Annotated in this window: 4 protein-coding genes; 1 reads left to right on the top strand and 3 read right to left on the bottom strand. The window is 74.8% G+C overall.

The genetic code is table 11. The features are described 5' to 3' along the window. Positions 1-238: 238 nt before the first annotated feature. Positions 239-892 (top strand): MOSC domain-containing protein, encoded by a 654-nt coding sequence (locus tag AC08OV_RS06800; RefSeq protein WP_476613205.1) that lies wholly within the window; start codon positions 239-241, stop codon positions 890-892. A gap of 26 nt (positions 893-918) precedes the next feature. Here the strand turns inward: AC08OV_RS06800 and AC08OV_RS06795 are convergent, their stop codons facing one another. From AC08OV_RS06795 to AC08OV_RS06785, 3 genes are all read right to left on the bottom strand, one after another. Next, complete coding sequence (locus tag AC08OV_RS06795; protein ID WP_476619452.1) at positions 919-4263, bottom strand: amino acid adenylation domain-containing protein; 3345 nt, start codon at positions 4261-4263, stop codon at positions 919-921. 15 nt (positions 4264-4278) lie between these two features. Next, a complete protein-coding gene (locus AC08OV_RS06790; protein WP_476614615.1) occupies positions 4279-5436 on the bottom strand; it encodes a YqcI/YcgG family protein in 1158 nt (385 codons plus the stop codon). A gap of 92 nt (positions 5437-5528) precedes the next feature. Then, the coding region (locus AC08OV_RS06785; RefSeq protein WP_476619451.1) for an amino acid adenylation domain-containing protein at positions 5529-18255 on the bottom strand (12727 nt) is incomplete at its 5' end.

Here is an 18255-nt window from a genome sequence, read left to right as displayed (position 1 = left end):
CGGCCAACCGGTCCAACCGGTCCAACCGGTCCGGATCATCGCCGTGCTGGTTTCCAGCGCCGAACCGGCGGTTTCCCGCTCGGTACGGAAATCCCGACGGGTGCGATACACTCATGGGCGTGACGCGCACCGGCGATAGCGATCCAGGCGATAGCGACCCAGGAAATAGCGATCCAGACGCCCGGGCCGCTAAAAGAGTCCCCGGAATACCTGCCCGGCCACAGGAAAGTGACCCCTGATGGGAAGTGTTCTTGCCGTCAACATCGCCGTCGTCCGAACTGATGCGTGGACCGGAAGGCAGGGTCGGAGCGGGATTGACAAGCGTCCCGCCGAGGGGCCGGTGCACGTCGGCCGGTACGGCCTGCGCGGAGACACCATCTGCGACCTGACGTTTCATGGCGGTGTTGATCGGGCCGTGTACGTGTTCGCTCACGAAGATTTCTCCTGGTGGTCGCGCTCCCTTGACCGTGATATCCCTCCGGGTAGTTTCGGGGAGAACCTGACGTCGTTGGGAATGGATGTCACCGGCGCTCGGATCGGCGAGGTCTGGGCCGTCGGGTCCGCGGTGGTCCAGGTGACCTCGCCCCGCACCCCCTGCCGTGTTTTCGCCGGATTCTGGGACGTCCCGGATCTCATTAAGCGCTTTTCGCGGCGCGGTACGCCCGGCGCGTACCTGCGGGTTCTGGCCGAAGGAGAGGCCGCCGCCGGGGATTCGATCACAGTCCTGCGCCGGCCCGGGCACGGGATAACCGTCGGGCAGGTCTTCCGAGCGCTCACGACCGAGCCCGACGGGCTGCCCGCCCTCGGCGGCATCACGGATCTCCTTCCGGAAGACCTACGGAACAAAGTTCAGCGACGGCTGGCCCGATCAGCTCCCGCCAGCGGCGGGTAACGTCTCGGTCGCCGGGCCGGGCGCGGTCAGAACTTCAGGTACATGTCGTCCGGAATGATCGGCTGGTGGTAGGTGCACGATCCCGAGAGCACCGTCGATCCGTGCAGCCGCGACTTGGGAATGAGAATCTTATCGCCGTCACTCAACGCGATCTTGTGAGTGACGTTGTTCCAGAAGTGCATGTCACCCGACTCGATCATGACCAGCCGGTGCTCATCGTGGACGTGCGTCGTCGATGTCTCGTCACACGACTCGACGAACGTGTCGAGGTCGACCGCTATCCCCTCGGTGGTGAGGTAGGCGTCGATGGCCTCGGCCTTCGCCTTGTACTCCTCGATCGAGTCGGCCCAGGCCAGCTGCTCGGCGAGGTCACGGTCCCAGCGGCGGGCGAGCTGGGCGGCGTCCGTGAAACCGGCGTGAAAGGCGGTCAGGGCCGCATCCCCGGACAGCGCGAGCAGCGGGGTGAGCAGCGTGTCGACCAGGTCGTCCAGCGCGGCGGGGGTCAGCGCCGGCGGTGGCGAGGCGAAGAATGCCGGCCGCTCGCCGAGGCCGTCCTCGACCGCATCCGCCCAGGCGGCGGCGGCGACCGCGTCGTCGATGCGCTGGTGCACGAACGCGCCGAGCAGCTCGGCGTGCCGGTGCGGCGCGCGGGACAGCTGGTGGAGACGGTTGCCCCGGGCCAACGAGGTATTCAGGTAGAGCTGCCAGTAGGCCCCGGCCGTCGGGGTGAGCCCGGCCACGGCGAGCAGGGCCGTCCAGGCGTCCGAGCCCGCCACCCAGCGCCGGTAGTCGTCGAGAAGCAGTCGCCGAGCGAACGGCTGGGCGAGGTCGTACTCGCCGAGCGACGCGCGGGCGGTCGCCGTGCGTACCGCGGGCAGGAATGCTGAGAGCTGCAACAACGCGAAGGTCGTCGCCTCGCGCCGGTCCCGGGTGCCGCGCAGCACCGTGAACGCGTCCCCCGGGTGGTCCCGGCGTTCCTCCCAGTAACCGCGCAGCTCGCTCAGCAACCCGCCGGCGGACGGGCCGACCGGCGGGGACGGGCGTTGGTGCGCCAGGAACGAGAACAGGTGGCGTTCGAGGACCGGCTGGGCGAGCGCGCCACGCAGCCGGTTCCCCGCGCCGTAGAAGTCCGGGGCGTCACGATCGGCCGCCGCGTTGCGGTTCGGCGGCAGGTACAGCAGGTCCGCGTCGTAGATGTTGCGCAGCATCCGGTGCCCGAGCAGGCCCGAGAGCTTGAGGGTCTCCTCGGGTCCCAGCGCGGTGCCGTAGTCGAGCCAGGCCAGGTCGGCGGGCCGGACCGGGCGCCGGTACGGGTCGTCCTCGGTGGTCAGCTCCTCCCACTCGGCCGGGCGGAAGGCGGGGTTCGACGCGAACGAGCGCACGAGGGCGTGCGCGCCCGGTCCGTGCTGGGCGGCCTCCACCCGGCGGGCCAGATCGTCGGGCCCGGCCGGCTCGACGGGTTCCGAGCGGCCGGGTTGCTCCACCGGCGCGCTCGCCGCCGGCACTGGGTCGAGGGAGCGCTCCGGGGTGGTGGGCCCGGCCAGCGTCGTGGTCTGGTCCGAAGTCATCGAGTTCCTCCTCTGGTGGGGATGGTCGTTGGCTGCGGGCGGGCCAGGCGGGCCGGGCGGGCCAGGCGGGCCAGGCGGGCCAGGCGCGGCGAGCGCGGGCCGGTCGATCTTGCCGGCCGCGGTCAGCGGCAGCTCGGCGACGTCGACGAAGGTGTCCGGGACCATGTGCTCGGGCAGCCGTTCGGCCAGGCAGGCGCGCAGGTTCGGTGGGCCGCTCGCCCCCGCGCGCACGCAGTACGCCCGCAGCTCGCCGTCGTCCCCTGCCTGGCCGGGGACAAGGACGACGGCGGCCTGGCGGATCCCAGGCTGGCCGCACAGCACGTTCTCGATCTCCTCCAGCTCCACCCGGAAGCCGCGGATCTTCACCTGGTTGTCGGCCCGGCCGAGAAACTCGATCTCCCCGTCGGCGCGGAACCGGCCCAGGTCTCCGGTGGCGTACATCCGGCTGCCGGGCACCGGGCTGAACGGGTCGGGCACGAACTGGTCCGCGGTGCGGCGCGGATCGTTGAGGTAGCCCCGGGCCAGCGGCAGCCCGCTGATGAAGAGCTCGCCGGCCGCGCCGAGCGGCACCGGGTTGTACTCGGCGTCCAGGACCCGGAGCTGAGTGTTCGGGTTCGGCCGCCCGATCGACACGCGGGCGGTGGCCTGGTCCGGGTCGAACACCCGGCAGGAGACGCCGATCGTCGCCTCGGCGGGCCCGTAGCCGTGGTAAAGCCGGGCCCGCCACCGCTCCCGGAAGCGCCGGTAGGCCTCGTCGCGCAGGACCTCGCCCCCGCACCAGACGTGCCGCAACGAACGCCCCGCCTCCACCGCGTCCGGACACTCGAGCATCGCCCCGAGCGTGGACGGCGCGACATAGCAGAACGTCACCGAATGGGCGCGGATGATCTCGAGCAACGCGCCCGGATCCGCCTCAGCCCCAGGCGGCGCGATCACCATGAGCGCCCCGGCGACCAGCGGCAGGAGGATTTCGTTGATCGAGATGTCGATGCTCAACGGCGCTTTGTGCAGGACGACGTCATCACCGGTGAGGCCCAGCAGGTCGACCTGCCAGCGCAGCCGGTTGCAGATCGCCTGATGACGGATCATCACGCCCTTGGGTGTCCCGGTCGACCCGGAGGTGTAGATGACGTAGGCGAGGTTCTCCAGGTCCACGGCGGGGTACGGGTCCACGGCGGGGTACGGGTCCGGGTGCGGGTGCGGGTTGTCGGCCGAGACCGCCCTGGCGGGCGTGCCGCCACCGGCGGTGACGAGCCGGCCGGCGGGGTCCAGCCGCAGCAGCGGCACGAAGCCGGCGCTGGCCGACAGCTCGGGCGGGGCGCCGGCCGCCCCGGCCACCACCGCCGCGATCCCGGCTTCGTCGGCCACCGCGCTGATGCGCCGGGCCGGCCAGGAGCCGTCCAAGGGGACGAACGCGCCGCCGGCTCGCAGCACACCGAGCAGGGCTACCACCTGGGCAGCCGAGCGTGGCAGGCACACACCGACGGTCACCTCCGGGCCGACCCCGACCGCGCGCAACGACGCGGCGACGGCTTCGGCCCGCCGTTCGAGGTCGGCGTAGGTGAGGGTGACGGCCACGCCCGCGCCCGCGTCGGCGCCCGCCAGACCGACAACGGCGGTCGCCTCCGGCGTCCGGCGGGTCGCCTCCGCCACAAGAGCGGTGAGCGAGCGCTCGACGAGCGGATCCACCCGCCCGCTGGAGAAGTCGTCCGCGACCGGTCGCCGCTGGTCGAGGTCGGTCCCGCCCCGGCCAACGTCGCCGGATGGACCCGAAGTAGGGATGGAAGACCGTCTCGCGACCATGGTTTTCCCTTCCGTTCAGGCGGAACTCGTGGCGACCGGCCCGCGGCCCGGCGCCGGATCCGGGCCCTCGAGCCCGCCGTACCGGCCGGTGCGCGCCGGCGCGGCGGCGCCGGACGAGCCGCCGCCGCGGCCTGACATCCGTCGCCGCAGGCTGCGTGGCCGCAGATCGGTCCAGCTCAGCTCGATGCTGTCCAGGCAGTGCTGCCGGGTTCCCGTGACGGGCGTGTCGAACCAGCCGAGCGCATTGCGTCGCCCGTACGGCCACACCGAGTACTGCTGTTCCTGGTTGACGACCACCTTGAACAGGTCCGTCGCGGCCGGGCCGGGCCGGGCCGGCCCCACTTTCCCGACCGCCGCCCCGGGCGCTGTTCCGGGCGTCTCCCCGGCGGCTTTCCCAGCGCTTGTTCCGGCCGTCTCCCGGCCGGGAGCGGCGTGGAACGGGCATTTCTCTGCGACCGATGCGTCGTCACGCAGGAAGTACTGCTTCCATTCCCGGTTGTCCGGGTCACCGTACGAGCCCAGCAGGGGCGTTGAATCCACCTCATCCATCCGCCTGAGACGCTCGCGGATTATTTTCCGCGCGGCGGCGCCCCGCGGGCTGGTCGGCTCCAGCCCGGTGAAGACCCAGCGGGGCTGGAACGTGATGGTGAACACCAGGTTGCTCCGGCTGCGTAGCCGGTGGTGAGCCGGCGTGTTACAGACGACAAAAATCGGGGTGCCGCGGAAACTGAACTCCCAGCCGGGATCGTCGATGTCGGTCGGGATGTCCGACGGCCAGGGCTCGCCATCGCTGTCGTGCAGGTAGCGCAGCACCGACCAGAATCGCTGTTCGTAGGAGAGGACGTCGTCTGGCTCCGGCCCCGCCGTCCCGCCGCCGGATCCGAAGAAAACCACGAGGGAGGTGTTCCGCGATATCGACTGGTACACCGAGAGATAGGCGGCAAGGATATCCGGCAGTACGGACCAGGTCCGTTCGTCGTGCAGATCGTCGACGAAACCGAACCGCAGCCCGCCACCATGGGCCGCGGCCACCGCGAAAACGCAGGGGAAAGGCTCGGCGTCGGACCGCAGCGTCGCCATGATATCCCGCGCGCAGGCGGCGCCCCAGCCTGGCATCGGGCCGATGGCCAGGTCCAGGATCTCCTCTCGGTATGAATCGGTCGTGCTGGTCATACTAACCCCACGAAGTTTCGGCCTGTCTCGCACTCTGCTTTCTCTCTTTCCTCAGCCGCGGGCCGGTCCCGACCGGCGGTCGCGATGTGGATTTAGTTCCGGCCGGCCGAAGCGGTTGCCGGTGATTTCGCCGCCCCCCGGTGCGCGGCGCGGGCGGCGAGTGCGTCGAGCGCCCGTAGCCACGCGGCCGCGAGGTTGCCTACAACCGCCGCCCCGGGCCCATCCGGCCCCGCCGTCCACCGCGCGCTCAGCTCGGGGCCGCCCGGGCCGTCGAGGGCTCGCACGATCAGGCTCAGCGGGAATGGATCGGGCGCCTCGGCGTTCCAGTCGGCGAAAAACTCCTCGTCCTCGGCGGCGACCGACCAGTCCGCCACCTCGCCCCGGGCCAACCGACCCACGTAGTTCAGGTAGATCGTCGGTAGGGGAGCCGCCGAGAGGACCGGCGCGGTCCGCGGATTGAGGAAGCGCAACATGCTGTAATCGGTTCCGCCGTCGGGGATCTGGGTCATGAGCTCGCGCACCCGCGCCACGGCGGCGTCCACGGCCCACGCACCGAACGCGACGCCGTCGTCGGCCAGCCACTCGAGCAGGAACGGGTAGATCTCGGCCATCCAGCCGACCGTCCGGGACAAGTCCAGATGGTCGACGATCTGCTCCTGCCGGCCGTGGGCCTGGACGGCCACGACCATCCCCGACGAGCCGGCGGCGCCGGGCCGGGTCTGGTCGGCCACGGCCAGGGACAGCGCGGCGAGCAGGAGCTCGTCCACCCCGACCCCGAACGTGGCGGGAACCGTCGACAGCAGCGCGGCCGCCCGCTCCGGCGGCACGCTCACGGTGACCGCTTCCGGCTGGTCGACCCGGGACGGTCCGGCCGGTCCGGCCGGCTTGGCCGGTCCGGCCAAGTCCGCCGTCCAGGCCACCGGCGTGGCCCGGCCGAGCAGGTCCAACCAGAACGGCAGCCGCGCCTCGGTCTCGGTCGCGCGCGCCCGCTCGTCCAGGCGGCGCGCCCATCGGGCGAACGAGACCGGGACGGGCGCGAGCTGGGGCCGCCCGCCCGCCGTCAGCGCACCCGCCGCGGCCGCGAGATCATCCAGCACGATCGGCCAGGAGACGCCGTCGATCAGCGCATGGTGGATAATCAGCAGCAACCGGCCCGGGCGCTCGCTGCCCGCGTCCAGCCAGACGCAGCGAATGGCCTGCCCGCTGTCCGGATCGAGTTCGGTGTTGGCCGCCGCCGCCAGCCCTGAGATCAGCGCTCGGCCGCCCACGCTGTCGAAGCCGTCGCTCGCGGCGATGCCGGCGGCGTCGATCCGGCGGACCCAGGGACGGACGTCGACGCCGCCGCGCGGCGCGATCGCCAGCGACCAGGCGGGACCACCGTCCGCGCCGGTCGCCACCGGGCCGTCCGGGAAGGGGCCGTCCGGGAACGCGCCGGGTGAGTCCGAGCGGACGAGGCGGGCCCGCAGAACGTCGTGGTGGTCCACGACCGCTGTGATCATCGCGTGGAGCGTGGCCAGGTCCAGCCCGGCCGGGGTGCGCAGCAGCACCGGCGAGGAGAACGACGAGAACGTCGCCCCGCGGCCGCGCGCCGCCTGCAGCGCCGGAGTCGGCGGGACGAGGACGATCCCGGCCGGCTCGGAAGCCGGCTCGGCCGCGCCGACGGCGGGCGCGCGGGCCGTCCCGTTGGCGGCGGACGGTGCCCGGCGCGTGACAGCGGACGGTGTCCGGCGCGTGACAACGGTGGCGAGCGTCTCGGGCGTGCGGTGGCCGAACAGCAGCCGCGGGGTCACGGTGAGGCCGGCGGCCCGGATCCGGTTGACCAGCCGCATGGCGACGATGCTGTCGCCGCCGAGGGCGAAGAAGTCGTCCTCGACGCCGACCTGCTCGGCCCCGAGCACCGCGGCGAAGGTGGCGACCAGGGTCGCCTCGATGTCGTTCCCGGGAGCGCGCCCGGGCGCCGTCGCGCCCGCGCCGCCGGCGACCGGCGCCGACGGCTCCCAGTCGGCGCTGGCCGGGACCGCGAAGGCCGCCGGCCAGCTGAGCTCCAGCCCGCTCACCGGCGCCGACGGGTCGGCGGCGACGGCGGCGAGAAGCTCCCGCAGCCGCGCGCCGATCCGATCGGCGCTGGACCGGTCGAACAGGTCGTCGCTGTAGGCGACGCCGATGGTCAGGCCGCCGTCGGCTCCGGCCCGTTCAATGAAGTCGAAGGACAGGTCGAACTTGGCGCTGGTCCGCCGCACCGGTTCGGGCCGGGCGCTGACCGCGTCGAGGGCCAGCTCGTCGACGGCGTCGGAGGCCGCCAGGTACACGATCATGACCTGGAACAGCGGATGGCGGGCCAACAGTCGCGGCGGGTTGACCGCGTCCACCACCCGGTCGAACGGCAGGTCATGGTGGTCGAGGGCGGCGAGGTCGCTCTCGCGGACCCGCCCCAGCAGCTCGCCGAACGACGGGTCACCCGACAGGTCGGTCCGCAGGACCACCGTGTTGAGGAAGAACCCGACCAGGTCGTCGAGGGTGTCGTCGACCCGGCCGGACACCGGGCTGCCGATGGGGATGTCCTCGCCCGCGCCCAGCCGGTGCAGCAGAGTGGCCACGGCCGCCCGCAGCACCATGAACAGGCTGGCGTTGTGGGCCCGCCCGACGGCGCGCAGCGCCGTGACGGCGTCGGCGTCGAGCGAGAGCTCGACGATCCCGCCGGTGTGGCTCGGCTCGGCCGGGCGGGGCCGGTCGCTCGGCAGCGCCAGCTCGGTGGGCAGGCCGGCCAGTGCCTGGCGCCAGAACTCCCGCGATCGGGCGGCGGAACTCGTCGGGTCGGTCTCGTCACCCAGCCGCGCACGCTGCCACAGCGTGTAGTCGACGTACTGGACGGGCAGTGGCGCCCAGTCCGGCGCGACGCCCGCGGCCCGCGCCCGGTAGGCGACGGACAGGTCGCGGGCCAGCGGCCGGTCGGAGCCCTCGTCGGCCGCGATGTGGTGGACCAGGAACTGCGCGATGTGCAGCTCCAGCGAGCACCGGACGACGGTCACCCGCATCGGTGGCTCGCGCTCGAGGTCGAACGGATAGGCGGCGGCCGCGGCGAGCAGGTCCGCCAGGCCATCCCCGCCCGGCTCCGGTCCGGGCCGGTCGCCGCCGGCCGGGGCCGCCCACTCGACCACCTCGAACGGGATCTCCGCGCCGGCCGGGTCGAGGATCCGCTGCACGGGCTCGCCGTCGGGAGCGGGAAAGACGGTCCGCAGCGCTTCATGCCGGGCCACCACGTCGTTCACCGCCGCGCGCAGCGCGGGCACGTCCAGCGGCCCGGTCAGCCGCCAGGTGATCGGGATGTTGTACGTCGGGCTGGGCCCCTCCACCTGCCCGATCACCCACAGGCGCCGCTGGGCGTACGACAGCGGCGGGTTCTCCGGGCGCCGCCGCCGGCTGACCGCCGGGCGGGCGGTGCCGGCCGCCTCCATCCGCCGCGCGAGCCGGGCGACCGTCGGGTCCTCGAAGACCGTGCGGGGGGTGATCTCCACGCCGAACGCCGACCGGACCGCCGCGCACAACCGCATGACGAGCAGCGAGTGGCCGCCGAGGGCGAAGAAGTCATCGTCGAGGCCGACCCGGTCGACGCCGAGCACGGCCGCGAACCGCTCGGCCAGCAGTTCCTCGCGCGCGTCGCGGGGCCGGCGGCCGGCGGCCGGCGCCGGGGCGGGCGGCTCGGGCAGCGCCGCCCGGTCCAGCTTGCCGTTGACCGTGCGGGGCAGCCGGTCCAGCGCGACGAACGCCTGCGGGAGCAGGTACGCCGGCAGCACGCGGGCCGCGTGGGCCCGGGCCGACGCGACCGGGTCCGGGCCGCTCCCCGGCCCGGGTACCAGGTAGGCGACGAGCTGGAGCGCGGGCGGGGCATCCGGGCGGAAGACGACCGCCGCCGTCCCGACGCCGGGTGCCGCCTCCAGCGCCCGTTCGATCTCGCCGGGCTCGACCCGGAACCCGCGCAGTTTGATCTGATCGTCCGCGCGCCCGAGGAAGGCGAGCGAGCCGTCGGGCCGGCGGCGGGCGAGGTCGCCGGTGCGGTACATCCGCGCGCCGGGCGCCCCGAACGGGTCGGCCCCGAACGGGTCGGCCCCGAACGGGTCGGCCACGAACCGGCCGGCCGTCAGGCCGGGGCGGCCCAGGTAGCCCCGGGCCAGCCCGGGACCGGACAGGTACAGCTCGCCGGCCACCCCGTCCGGGACCGGCGCCAGAGCGGCGTCCAGCAAGTAGGCCCGGGTGTTGGCGACAGGCGCGGCCCAGCCCGGGTCCGGGCCGGTGCCGGCCGGCGCCGGCCCAGCGCCGGCGCTGTGCCAGCCGTAAGCGTCGACCGAGTACTCGGTCGGCCCGTACAGGTCGTGGGCCACCATCCCGGGAATGGAGCACAGCCGCTCCCACAGTGGCGGCGGGGTGGCCTCGCCGCCGACCAGCAGCACGCCCGGCCGGTGGCTCGTCGTGCCGGGGAACCCCGGCCGGAGGAACCCCTGGCTCATCAGCTCCTGGAGGTAGGTCGGGGTCAGGTCGAGCACGTCGATCCGGGCCCGCTCGATGTAGTCGACGAGGGCGGCCGCGTCCCGCGCGGTGAGCTCGTCGACGACATGCACCTCGTGCCCGGCCAGCAGCCACAGCAACGGCTCCCACGAGCCGTCGAAGCTGAACGAGGCCGCGTGCAGTACCCGCTGAGCGTCCCGGTCCGGGCCGGCGGCGTGCTCGGCCGGCCCGATGAGGTCGACCAGGTGGGAGACGAACAAGTTGACCAGGCCCCGGTGGGTGCCGACGACCGCCTTGGGGACACCCGTGGACCCCGAGGTGTAGATCACGCTGGCCGCGCCGGCCGGGTCCGGCCGGGCAGCGGCGGGACCGGCTGGACCGGCTGGACCGGCTGGACCGGCTGGACTGTAAAGGGCGGGGTCGTCGAGCGATAGGACAGGAGCGGCGACGGCCGGCAGCCGGTCGGCCAAGGCCCGGGTGGTGAGGACGACGCTCGGTGCCGCGTCGGCCAGCAGGAACGCCAGCCGCTCCGCCGGCTGCTCGACGTCGATCGGCAGGTAGCTCGCGCCCGCCGCCAACACACCGAAGATCGCCGGGACCGTCAGCGCGCGGGGCAGCGCGAGCGCCACCACCGCCTCCGGGGGGGTGCCCAGCCGGGAAAGCCGGCCCGCGATCCGGCCGACCTGGGTCGCCAGCTCGGCGAACGTCGTCCGGCTCTCGGCGGTGACCAGCGCGACCCGGTCGGGATGGGCGGCCACGGCCCGGGTGAGCAGGTCCGGCACGGTCGTCCTGGCGCCGCCGGGACCGGCGGGACCGGCGGGGTCACCGGGGTCACCGGGGTCACCGGGCAGCGCCCGCTCCGGGCCGGCGGCGCAGCGCAGGGCGGCCGCCCGCTCCTCCTCGTCGGCGATCTCCAGCCGGCTGACCGGTCTGTCGGGGTCACGGACGATCTCGGCCAGCAGGCGGAGCAGCCGGTCGGCCAGCCGGGCGCCGCCGGCCGGCTCGATGACATCGGTGGCGAAGTCGACCAGCACGGTGATCTCGTTGCGGACGGCCCGGTCGACGAACGTCACGTCCAGGTCGAACTTGGCTGTCCCGGCCTCGGGGTTGATCCAGGTCACCGGCCCGCCGAGCAGCTCCCGGCCGTCGTCGGCCAGGTGGTGGTAGCCGGCCATCACCTGGAACAGCGGGTTGATCCCCGGTGTCCGGCGCGGGTTGACCGCCGCGACCACGTCCTCGAACGGGAGGTCCTGGTGGTCGAAGGCGGCCAGGTCGGTCCGGCGGGCCCGGCCCAGCAGATCCCGGAAGGTCGGGTCGCCGGTCAGGTCGGACCGGATCACCAGCGTGTTGACGAAGAAGCCGACGAGCGGGTCGAGCGCGGCGTCGGCCCGGCCGGAGACGGGTACGCCGATCGGGATGTCGTCGCCGGAGCCCAGCCGGTGCAACAGAGTCGCGATGGCCGCGTGGGCGAGCATCGACATGCTCGTCCCGGTCGCCGCGCACAGCGCCCGCAGCCCGGTCGCGACCGGGCCGCGCAGGACCCGGGCGGCCCGCCCCGACGCGCCGTCGCGTACGGCCGGGCGGGGCCGGTCCAGCGGCAGCGGGATCTCGTCCGGCAGGCCCCGCAGGGCGGCCAGCCAGAAGTCGAGCTGCCGGGCGGCCAGGCTGCCGTCGACGCCCGGATCGCCGAGCAGGGCGCGTTGCCAGAGCGTGTAGTCGGCGTACTGGACCGGCAACGGCGCCCAGTCCGGCGCGCGCCCGGCCCGCCGGGCGGCGTAGGCCGCGTCCAGGTCGAGCAGGAACGGCCGGTCAGACCACTCGTCGGTTGCGATGTGGTGCAGGACGACGACCAGCACGTCGTCGTCCGGGCCGCGCAGCACGGTCAGCCGTAGCGGCGCCTCGGCGGCCAGGTCGAACGGCTGGGCCGCCGCCCGGGTGATCCGGCCGGTCACCTCGTCGGGGCCGCACTCGACGACGTCGATGGCGGGGGTCGCGGCGACCGGGTCGAGGATCCGCTGGTAGGGCTGGCCGTCGACCGCGGCGACGACCGTGCGCAGGGCCTCGTGCCGGCCGAGGAGGTCGGTGACGGCGGCGCGCAGCGCGTCGACGTCGAGGCGGGCGCCGGTCCGGAACGCGAGCGGGTAGTTGTAGGCGCCGCTCCCGCCGGCCAGCGCCTCGACGAGCCACAGGCGACGCTGCGCCGGCGAGAGCGGGATCCGCTCGGGCCGCTCCCCCGCGACCAGCGGCGGGCGCCCGGTCTCGGCCCGGCCCGCGGCCTTCGCCGCCAGCGCCGCCACCGTCGGTGCCTCGAACAGGTCACGGATGGCCAGATCGACCTCGAGCGCGGCCCGGGCCCGGCTGACCACCCGAGTCGCGAGCAGGGAGTGGCCGCCCAGGGCGAAGAAGTCGTCCTCCACCCCGACCTCGGGCAGGCCGAGGACGTCGGCGAACAGCTCGGCCAGGGTGCGCTCCAGCGCCGTGGCCGGCGGCCGGCCGGAGCTCGCCGCCGCCACCGGCTCGGCTGGTGGCAGGGCGGCGACGTCGAGCTTGCCGTTGGCGTTGCGGGGGATGGCCGGCAGCGGCACGAACGCCGACGGGACCAGGTAGTCCGGCAGGGCGGCGGCCAGGTCGGAGCGCAGGCGGGCGACAAGCGCGCCGGCGGCGCGGGCGGCTGTCGGGTCGTTCGTGCGCGCCGTGGCCGGGCCGGGCCGGGCGGCCGGGTCGGCCGCCGGCCGGGTGACCGGGAGGGCGGGGCGGCCCGAGCCGCGCACGAAGACGGCGTCGAGCCGGCCGGGGTCGCCGGGTCGCGGCGCGAGGGCCGCCTCGTAGCCCAGGGCATCGGCCAGCGCGTATACGTCGTGGGGGTCGACGGCGGCCGCCTCGCCGGCCTCAGTGCAAAGCCCGGCCGCGGCGAGTTCGGCGGCGATCCGGGCGTCCGGGATCGCGGTCAGACGGACCCGCTCCGGCAGGCGGCCCCGGAGCAGCGCGCCGAGTGCCTCCACGCTGTCCACGTCGACGTCCCAGGCCAGAACGTCCCAGGCCGGGGTGAGCGGGTCCACCGCCCGGGCGCCGTCGACCGGGGCGGGTCGGCGCAGCACCACGTCGTAGCGGTGCCGGGTCAGCTCGTCGCGGTGGCGCCCCCGCTTGACCCGGACCGACACCTCGAGATCGGCCTGGGCCGCCAGGTCCAGGAAGAACGCCGGCGAGACCACCAGCTCCTTCTCCAGCAGGAGGCGCCGGTCGACGGCGGCCGCGAGCCGAGCCGGGTCGGGCCCGGGCCGCGGGCCGGGGCGGGCCAGCTCGACCGCGCTGTGGAAGGCGCGCAACCGGCCCAGGTCCCGGACGTCGCCGACGAACAGCGAGCCGCCCGGGGCCAGCAGGTCGAGCGCGCCCCGCAGCACCGAGGCCAGGTAGCCGGCGCTCGGGAAGTACTGGATCACCGAGTTGACGACGACCGTGTCGAAGAAGCCGGTGGGCAGCCCGTCGGTCAGGTGGGCCGCTTGGTGGCGCAGCTCGACCCGCCCGAAGCGGTCCGGGTCGGTGGCCAGCTCGGCCCGCAGCTTCGCGATGACGGGGGCGGCGAAGTCCGTGCCCCAGTACGCCTCGCACTCGGGCGCGAGCGGGCCGAGCAGCAGGCCGGTGCCGACGCCGATCTCCAGCACCCGCCGGGGCGCGAGTGCCCGGATGCGGTCGAGGGTGGCCGCCCGCCACTCCCGCATGTGCTCGAGCGGGATCGGCTGCCCGTCGTAGCTGGAGTCCCAGCCGGCGAAGTCCTCGACGAGCGCGGCGGTCGGGATCCGCTCGTACTCGTCGCTGTAGATCTGACGCCACTCGCCGACCTGGTCGGCCTCGATCGCGGCCGCCTCGGCGGGCGAGGGCTCGGCCGGCACGACGTAGGCGACGAGGCGCTTCGCGCCCGGCGTCGCCGGGTCGGCCGCCGCGATCATGGCGGACTGGCTGACCGCCTCGTGGCCGTCGAGGGCGGCGGTGACCTCGCCGAGCTCGATCCGGTGGCCGCGGATCTTCACCTGGTCGTCGGTGCGGCCGAGGAAGTCGAGGTTGCCGTCGGGGCGGCGGGCCACCAGGTCGCCGGTGCGGTACATCCGCCCGCCCGGCCGGACCGGGTCGGCCACGAAGCGGGCCGCGGTCAGACCGGGCTGGTCGAGGTAGCCCCGGGCCAGGCCGTCGCCAGCTATGTACAGCTCGCCGGCGACGCCGTCCGGGGCCGGGCGCAGCCAGCGGTCGAGCACGTAGACGGAGGTGTTGCGGATCGGCCGCCCGACGGTCGGCGTCGGGCTGTCGGCCGTCGCGGCCCCGAGGGTGTTGATCGTGTACTCGGTCGGCCCGTACAGGTTGTAGCCGGCCGTCCCGTCGGTGGTCCGCAGCCGGGTCCAGACGGAGTCGGGCACGGCTTCCCCGCCCAGCATGACCAGGGCCGGCCGGTGCCCGTCCGCGTGGTCGCCGCCGGTGGCCGGCCCGGCCTCGCCGGCCGGGCCGGTCCGCTCCAGCAGGCCGGCTTCGAACAGGTGGGCCGCGTAAGTCGGGGTGACGTTGACGACGTCGATCCGGTGGCGGTCGCAGTAGGCGACCAGCCCCTCGGCGTCCCGGCGCAGGTTCTCGTCACAGATGTGCACCTCGTGGCCCTCGACGAGCCAGAGCAGCTCCTCCCACGACATGTCGAAGGCGAAGGAGACGGTGTGCGCGATCCGCAGGCGCCGCCCGCCGGCCGCCGCCACCGTCGGGGTGAAGATCTCGTCCCGGTGGTTGAGCCACATGTTCGTCAGCCCGCGGTAGGGCGTGACGACGCCCTTGGGCCGGCCGGTCGAACCGGACGTGTAGATGACGTAGGCCGGGTGGTCGAGCCGGTCCGCGCGGTCGCGGGCGAAGGCGCCGAGCTCGGCGCCCGTCAGCGGGCCGGCCGGGGTGGCGGCCAGCTCGGCGGCGACGGCCCGCTCGTCCAGCGCGAGCCAGGTCGGGCCGCCAGACGCGCCGGCGGCGCCCGACGGGCTGGGGGCGTCCGGGCCGCCGGCCAGGTAGCGGCCGGTGGCCCGGGTCGTGACCAGCAGCGCGGCTCGCCCGTCGGCCACCATCTCCATCAGGCGCGCCGGCGGATGGTCCAGCTCGAGCGGCAGGTAGGCGGCGCCGGTGCGCAGGACGGCGAACAGGGCGACGACCATGTCGACCGTCCGGCCGAGCCCGAGCGCCACCACCGTCTCCGGGCCGGCGCCGTGCGCGATCAGTAGCCGCGCCAGCCGGTTCACCCGCTCGTCCAGGTCGCGGTAGGTCAGCCGCTGCTCGCCGCGGACCAGCGCGACCGCCTCGCCGGTCCGCGCGGCCCGCGCGGCGAGCAGGTCGGCGACGGTGTCCGTGCCGATCGGCAGCGCCGGGGCCGAGACCTGGTCCAGCCGGGCCCGCTCGGCCGGCAGCAGCGGGTCGAGAGAGCCCACCGGCGCGTCGAGGTGACCGGCCAGCGAGCCGACCATGGCCAGGAGACGGGCGAACAGCGCCTCGGCCCGCTCCGCCGCGACCACGTCCGCCCGGTATTCCAGCCGCGCGGTGATCCGGGACCCGGGGAACAGCACGAACGTCAGCGGGTAGTGGGTGTGGTCGAGGCTGCTGCCGCCGATGATCCCGTGGCGGGCGCTGGTCGCCTCGTTCGCCACCTCGTCGATGAAGTTCTGCAGGACGTAGAGCGTGTCGAACAGCACCGGGTGGCCGCTGGCCCGCTGGATGTCACCGAGGCCCAGATACTCATGGTCGAGCAGGTCGAGCCGCGCCTCGGCGACCCGCCGCAGCAGGTCGCCGACGGTCTCGCGCGGATCGAGCCGGACCCGGACCGGGACGGTGTTCAGGAACAGCCCGACGACCTCGTCAATGCCGTCGAGCTCGGTCGGACGGCCGGCGACGGTCGTGCCGAACACGACGTCGTCCGTACCGGTCGTCGCCGCCAGCACCATCGCGAGCGCCGCGTTGAAGATCGTGTTCAGGGTGACGCCGTGGGCGCGGGCGGCGGCCCGCGCGGCGGCCGCCGTCGCCGCCGGCAGCTCGGCCGTGATCCGGGCCGGGGCGACCGGCGGCAGGCCCCGCGCCGCCGGCACCACCAGCGTCGGGCTCGCCAGGTCGGCCAGGGCCGAGCGCCAGACCCGCTCGGCGGCGGCGGTGTCCCGCTCGCGCAGCCAGAGCAGGTAGTCGCGGTACGAACCGCGCGGCGCGGGCGGGGTCGACGCCGGCTCTTCCGCCCACTCAGTCCCCGGCTCGCCGCCCCCGGCGGCGTACAGCTCGAGCAGGCCCTCGACGACGAGCGCGCCCGACCAGCCGTCCCACAGCAGCACCTGGCGGTTGATCACTAGCCGGGACCGCCCCTCGGCCAGGTGGATCAGGATCAGCCGGAACAGTGGCGGCCGCGCCACGTCGAACGGGCGGGCCCGGTCGGCGGCGGCGATCCGCTCGGCCGCCGCCGACCGCTCGGGCTCGGCCAGTCCGGACAGATCGATCTCCTCGACCGGGGCGGGCAGGTCGCGCGCGATGACCTGCGTCGGGCGGGACAGGCCGTCGCTGAGGAAGCCGGCGCGCAGGGTCGGGTTGCGGGCCATGAAGGTCGCGCAGGCCCGGCGCAGCCGGCCGGCGTCGAGCCGATGGTCGAAGTCCAACGAGAACTGGGCGGTGTAGGCGTCGCTGGTCGCGTCGAGCGCCGAGTGGAAGTACAGGCCCTCCTGGAGCGGCGAGAGCGGCCAGACGTCCTCAACCGGCGCCGGGAAGGTGCGCGCGATCCGGTCCGCCTCGGCCGGCGGGAGCGCGATGAGCTCGACCGGCTGGCCGAGCGCGGCGGGGCCGGAACCGGGACCGCCGGCCGGCGCCAGCGAGGCCAGCTCCCCCAGCGCGTCGAGGAAGCCGTCGGCGATGCGCGCGGCCTCGTCCGCCGCCAGCACGGTGGTCAGGTAGGTGAGCGTCGCGCGCAGCACCGGCCCGGCGCCGGTCGAGGACGTCTGGGCGGTCTCGACGCTGACCACATCGATGGTCAGTGGATAACCGACGCCCAGGCCGGGGTCGGGCTCGGCGGCCAGCGCGTCGAACTCCTCGGCCGGCCCCCAGTCGGCCCGGCGGTCGGCGCCGAAGCGACCGAGGTAGTTGAACAGCACCTGGGGCTGTCCGGCCCGGGCCAGGGCCGGGCCGGCGAGCGGGTTGGCGTAGCGGAGCAGGCCGAAGCCGATGCCGCGCTCGGGCGTGGCCCGCAGGCGGGCCGTCACCTCGGTCAGCGTCGCGCCGGCGCCGGCCCGGGGCGGCGCGAGCCGGACCGGCGCGATGCTGGTGAACCAGCCGACGGTGCGGGCGAGGTCCAGTCCGGGGGCGATCTCCTCGCGGCCGTGGCGCTCGAGATCGACCAGGAGGTCGCCGTCGCCGTCCGCCGGGGCGGGCCGGATCGCCATGCGCAAGCCGGCCAGCAGGACGTCGGTGACCTCGGCGCCGGTCGCCGCCGGGACGCCGGTGAGCAGGGCGGTCGTGGCCGCCGCCGGCAGCTCGACGACCAGTCGCCCGGTGTCGGCCACAGTGCCGACGGCCGCTGGGCCGAGCGGGGGCCCGGCGGCTTCGGCGACCGGTCCGGGCGGCTCGGGGAAGGGACGCGCGCCCGGGGCGAGCGTCTCCAGCCAGTAGGCCAGCTCGCCGAGGCGGGCCGGGGCGGTTGCGTGTTTGGCGACCACCTGGCTGAAGGCGCGCAGTGAGGTGCCGACCGGCTCGAGCGCCGGCCGCCGGCCAGCCCGGGCCGCCGCGTAGGCCGCCTCGAGGTCGGCCAGCAGGATCCGCCAGGACACGCCGTCCACGACGAGGTGGTGGGCCACCATCACCAGCCGGCCCGGTTCGGTGGGACCGGCGTCGAGCCAGACCGCGCGCAACGTCGTCCCGGTGTCGGGGTCGAGGCGCCCGGCGGCCGAACCGGAGGCGGCGGCGATCATCGCGCGCAGCGCGGCCGGGCCGAGCCCGGCGACATCGATCCGGGTCAGGAGCTCGGGGTCGGTCGGGCCGTCGCCGGCCGGGTCGATCTGGAGCAGCCACACGCTCGGCGCGGGCCGCAGCAGCCGGGCCCGCAGGGCGTCGTGGTGCGCGACCAGCGCGCCGACCGCGGCCCGCAGGGCCGCCTCGTCGGCGCCGGCCGGCGTCCGGGCCACGAACGCCTGGTTGAACCGCCGGATCTCACCGCCCCAGTCGGCGAGCCGGGCGACGATCGGCGGGGGTGTGAGCACCCCGGTCGCCGCCTCGCCCGGCCCGGCGTCCCCGCTGACCAGCGCCGGCGGGCCGGCCGGGGCGGGCGAGGTCTCC

Source organism: Frankia sp. CeTa3Moorea, from assembly GCF_978021225.1.
The sequence above is the reverse complement of the archived record's forward strand: the minus strand, read 5'-3'. Positions and strand labels throughout refer to the sequence as shown.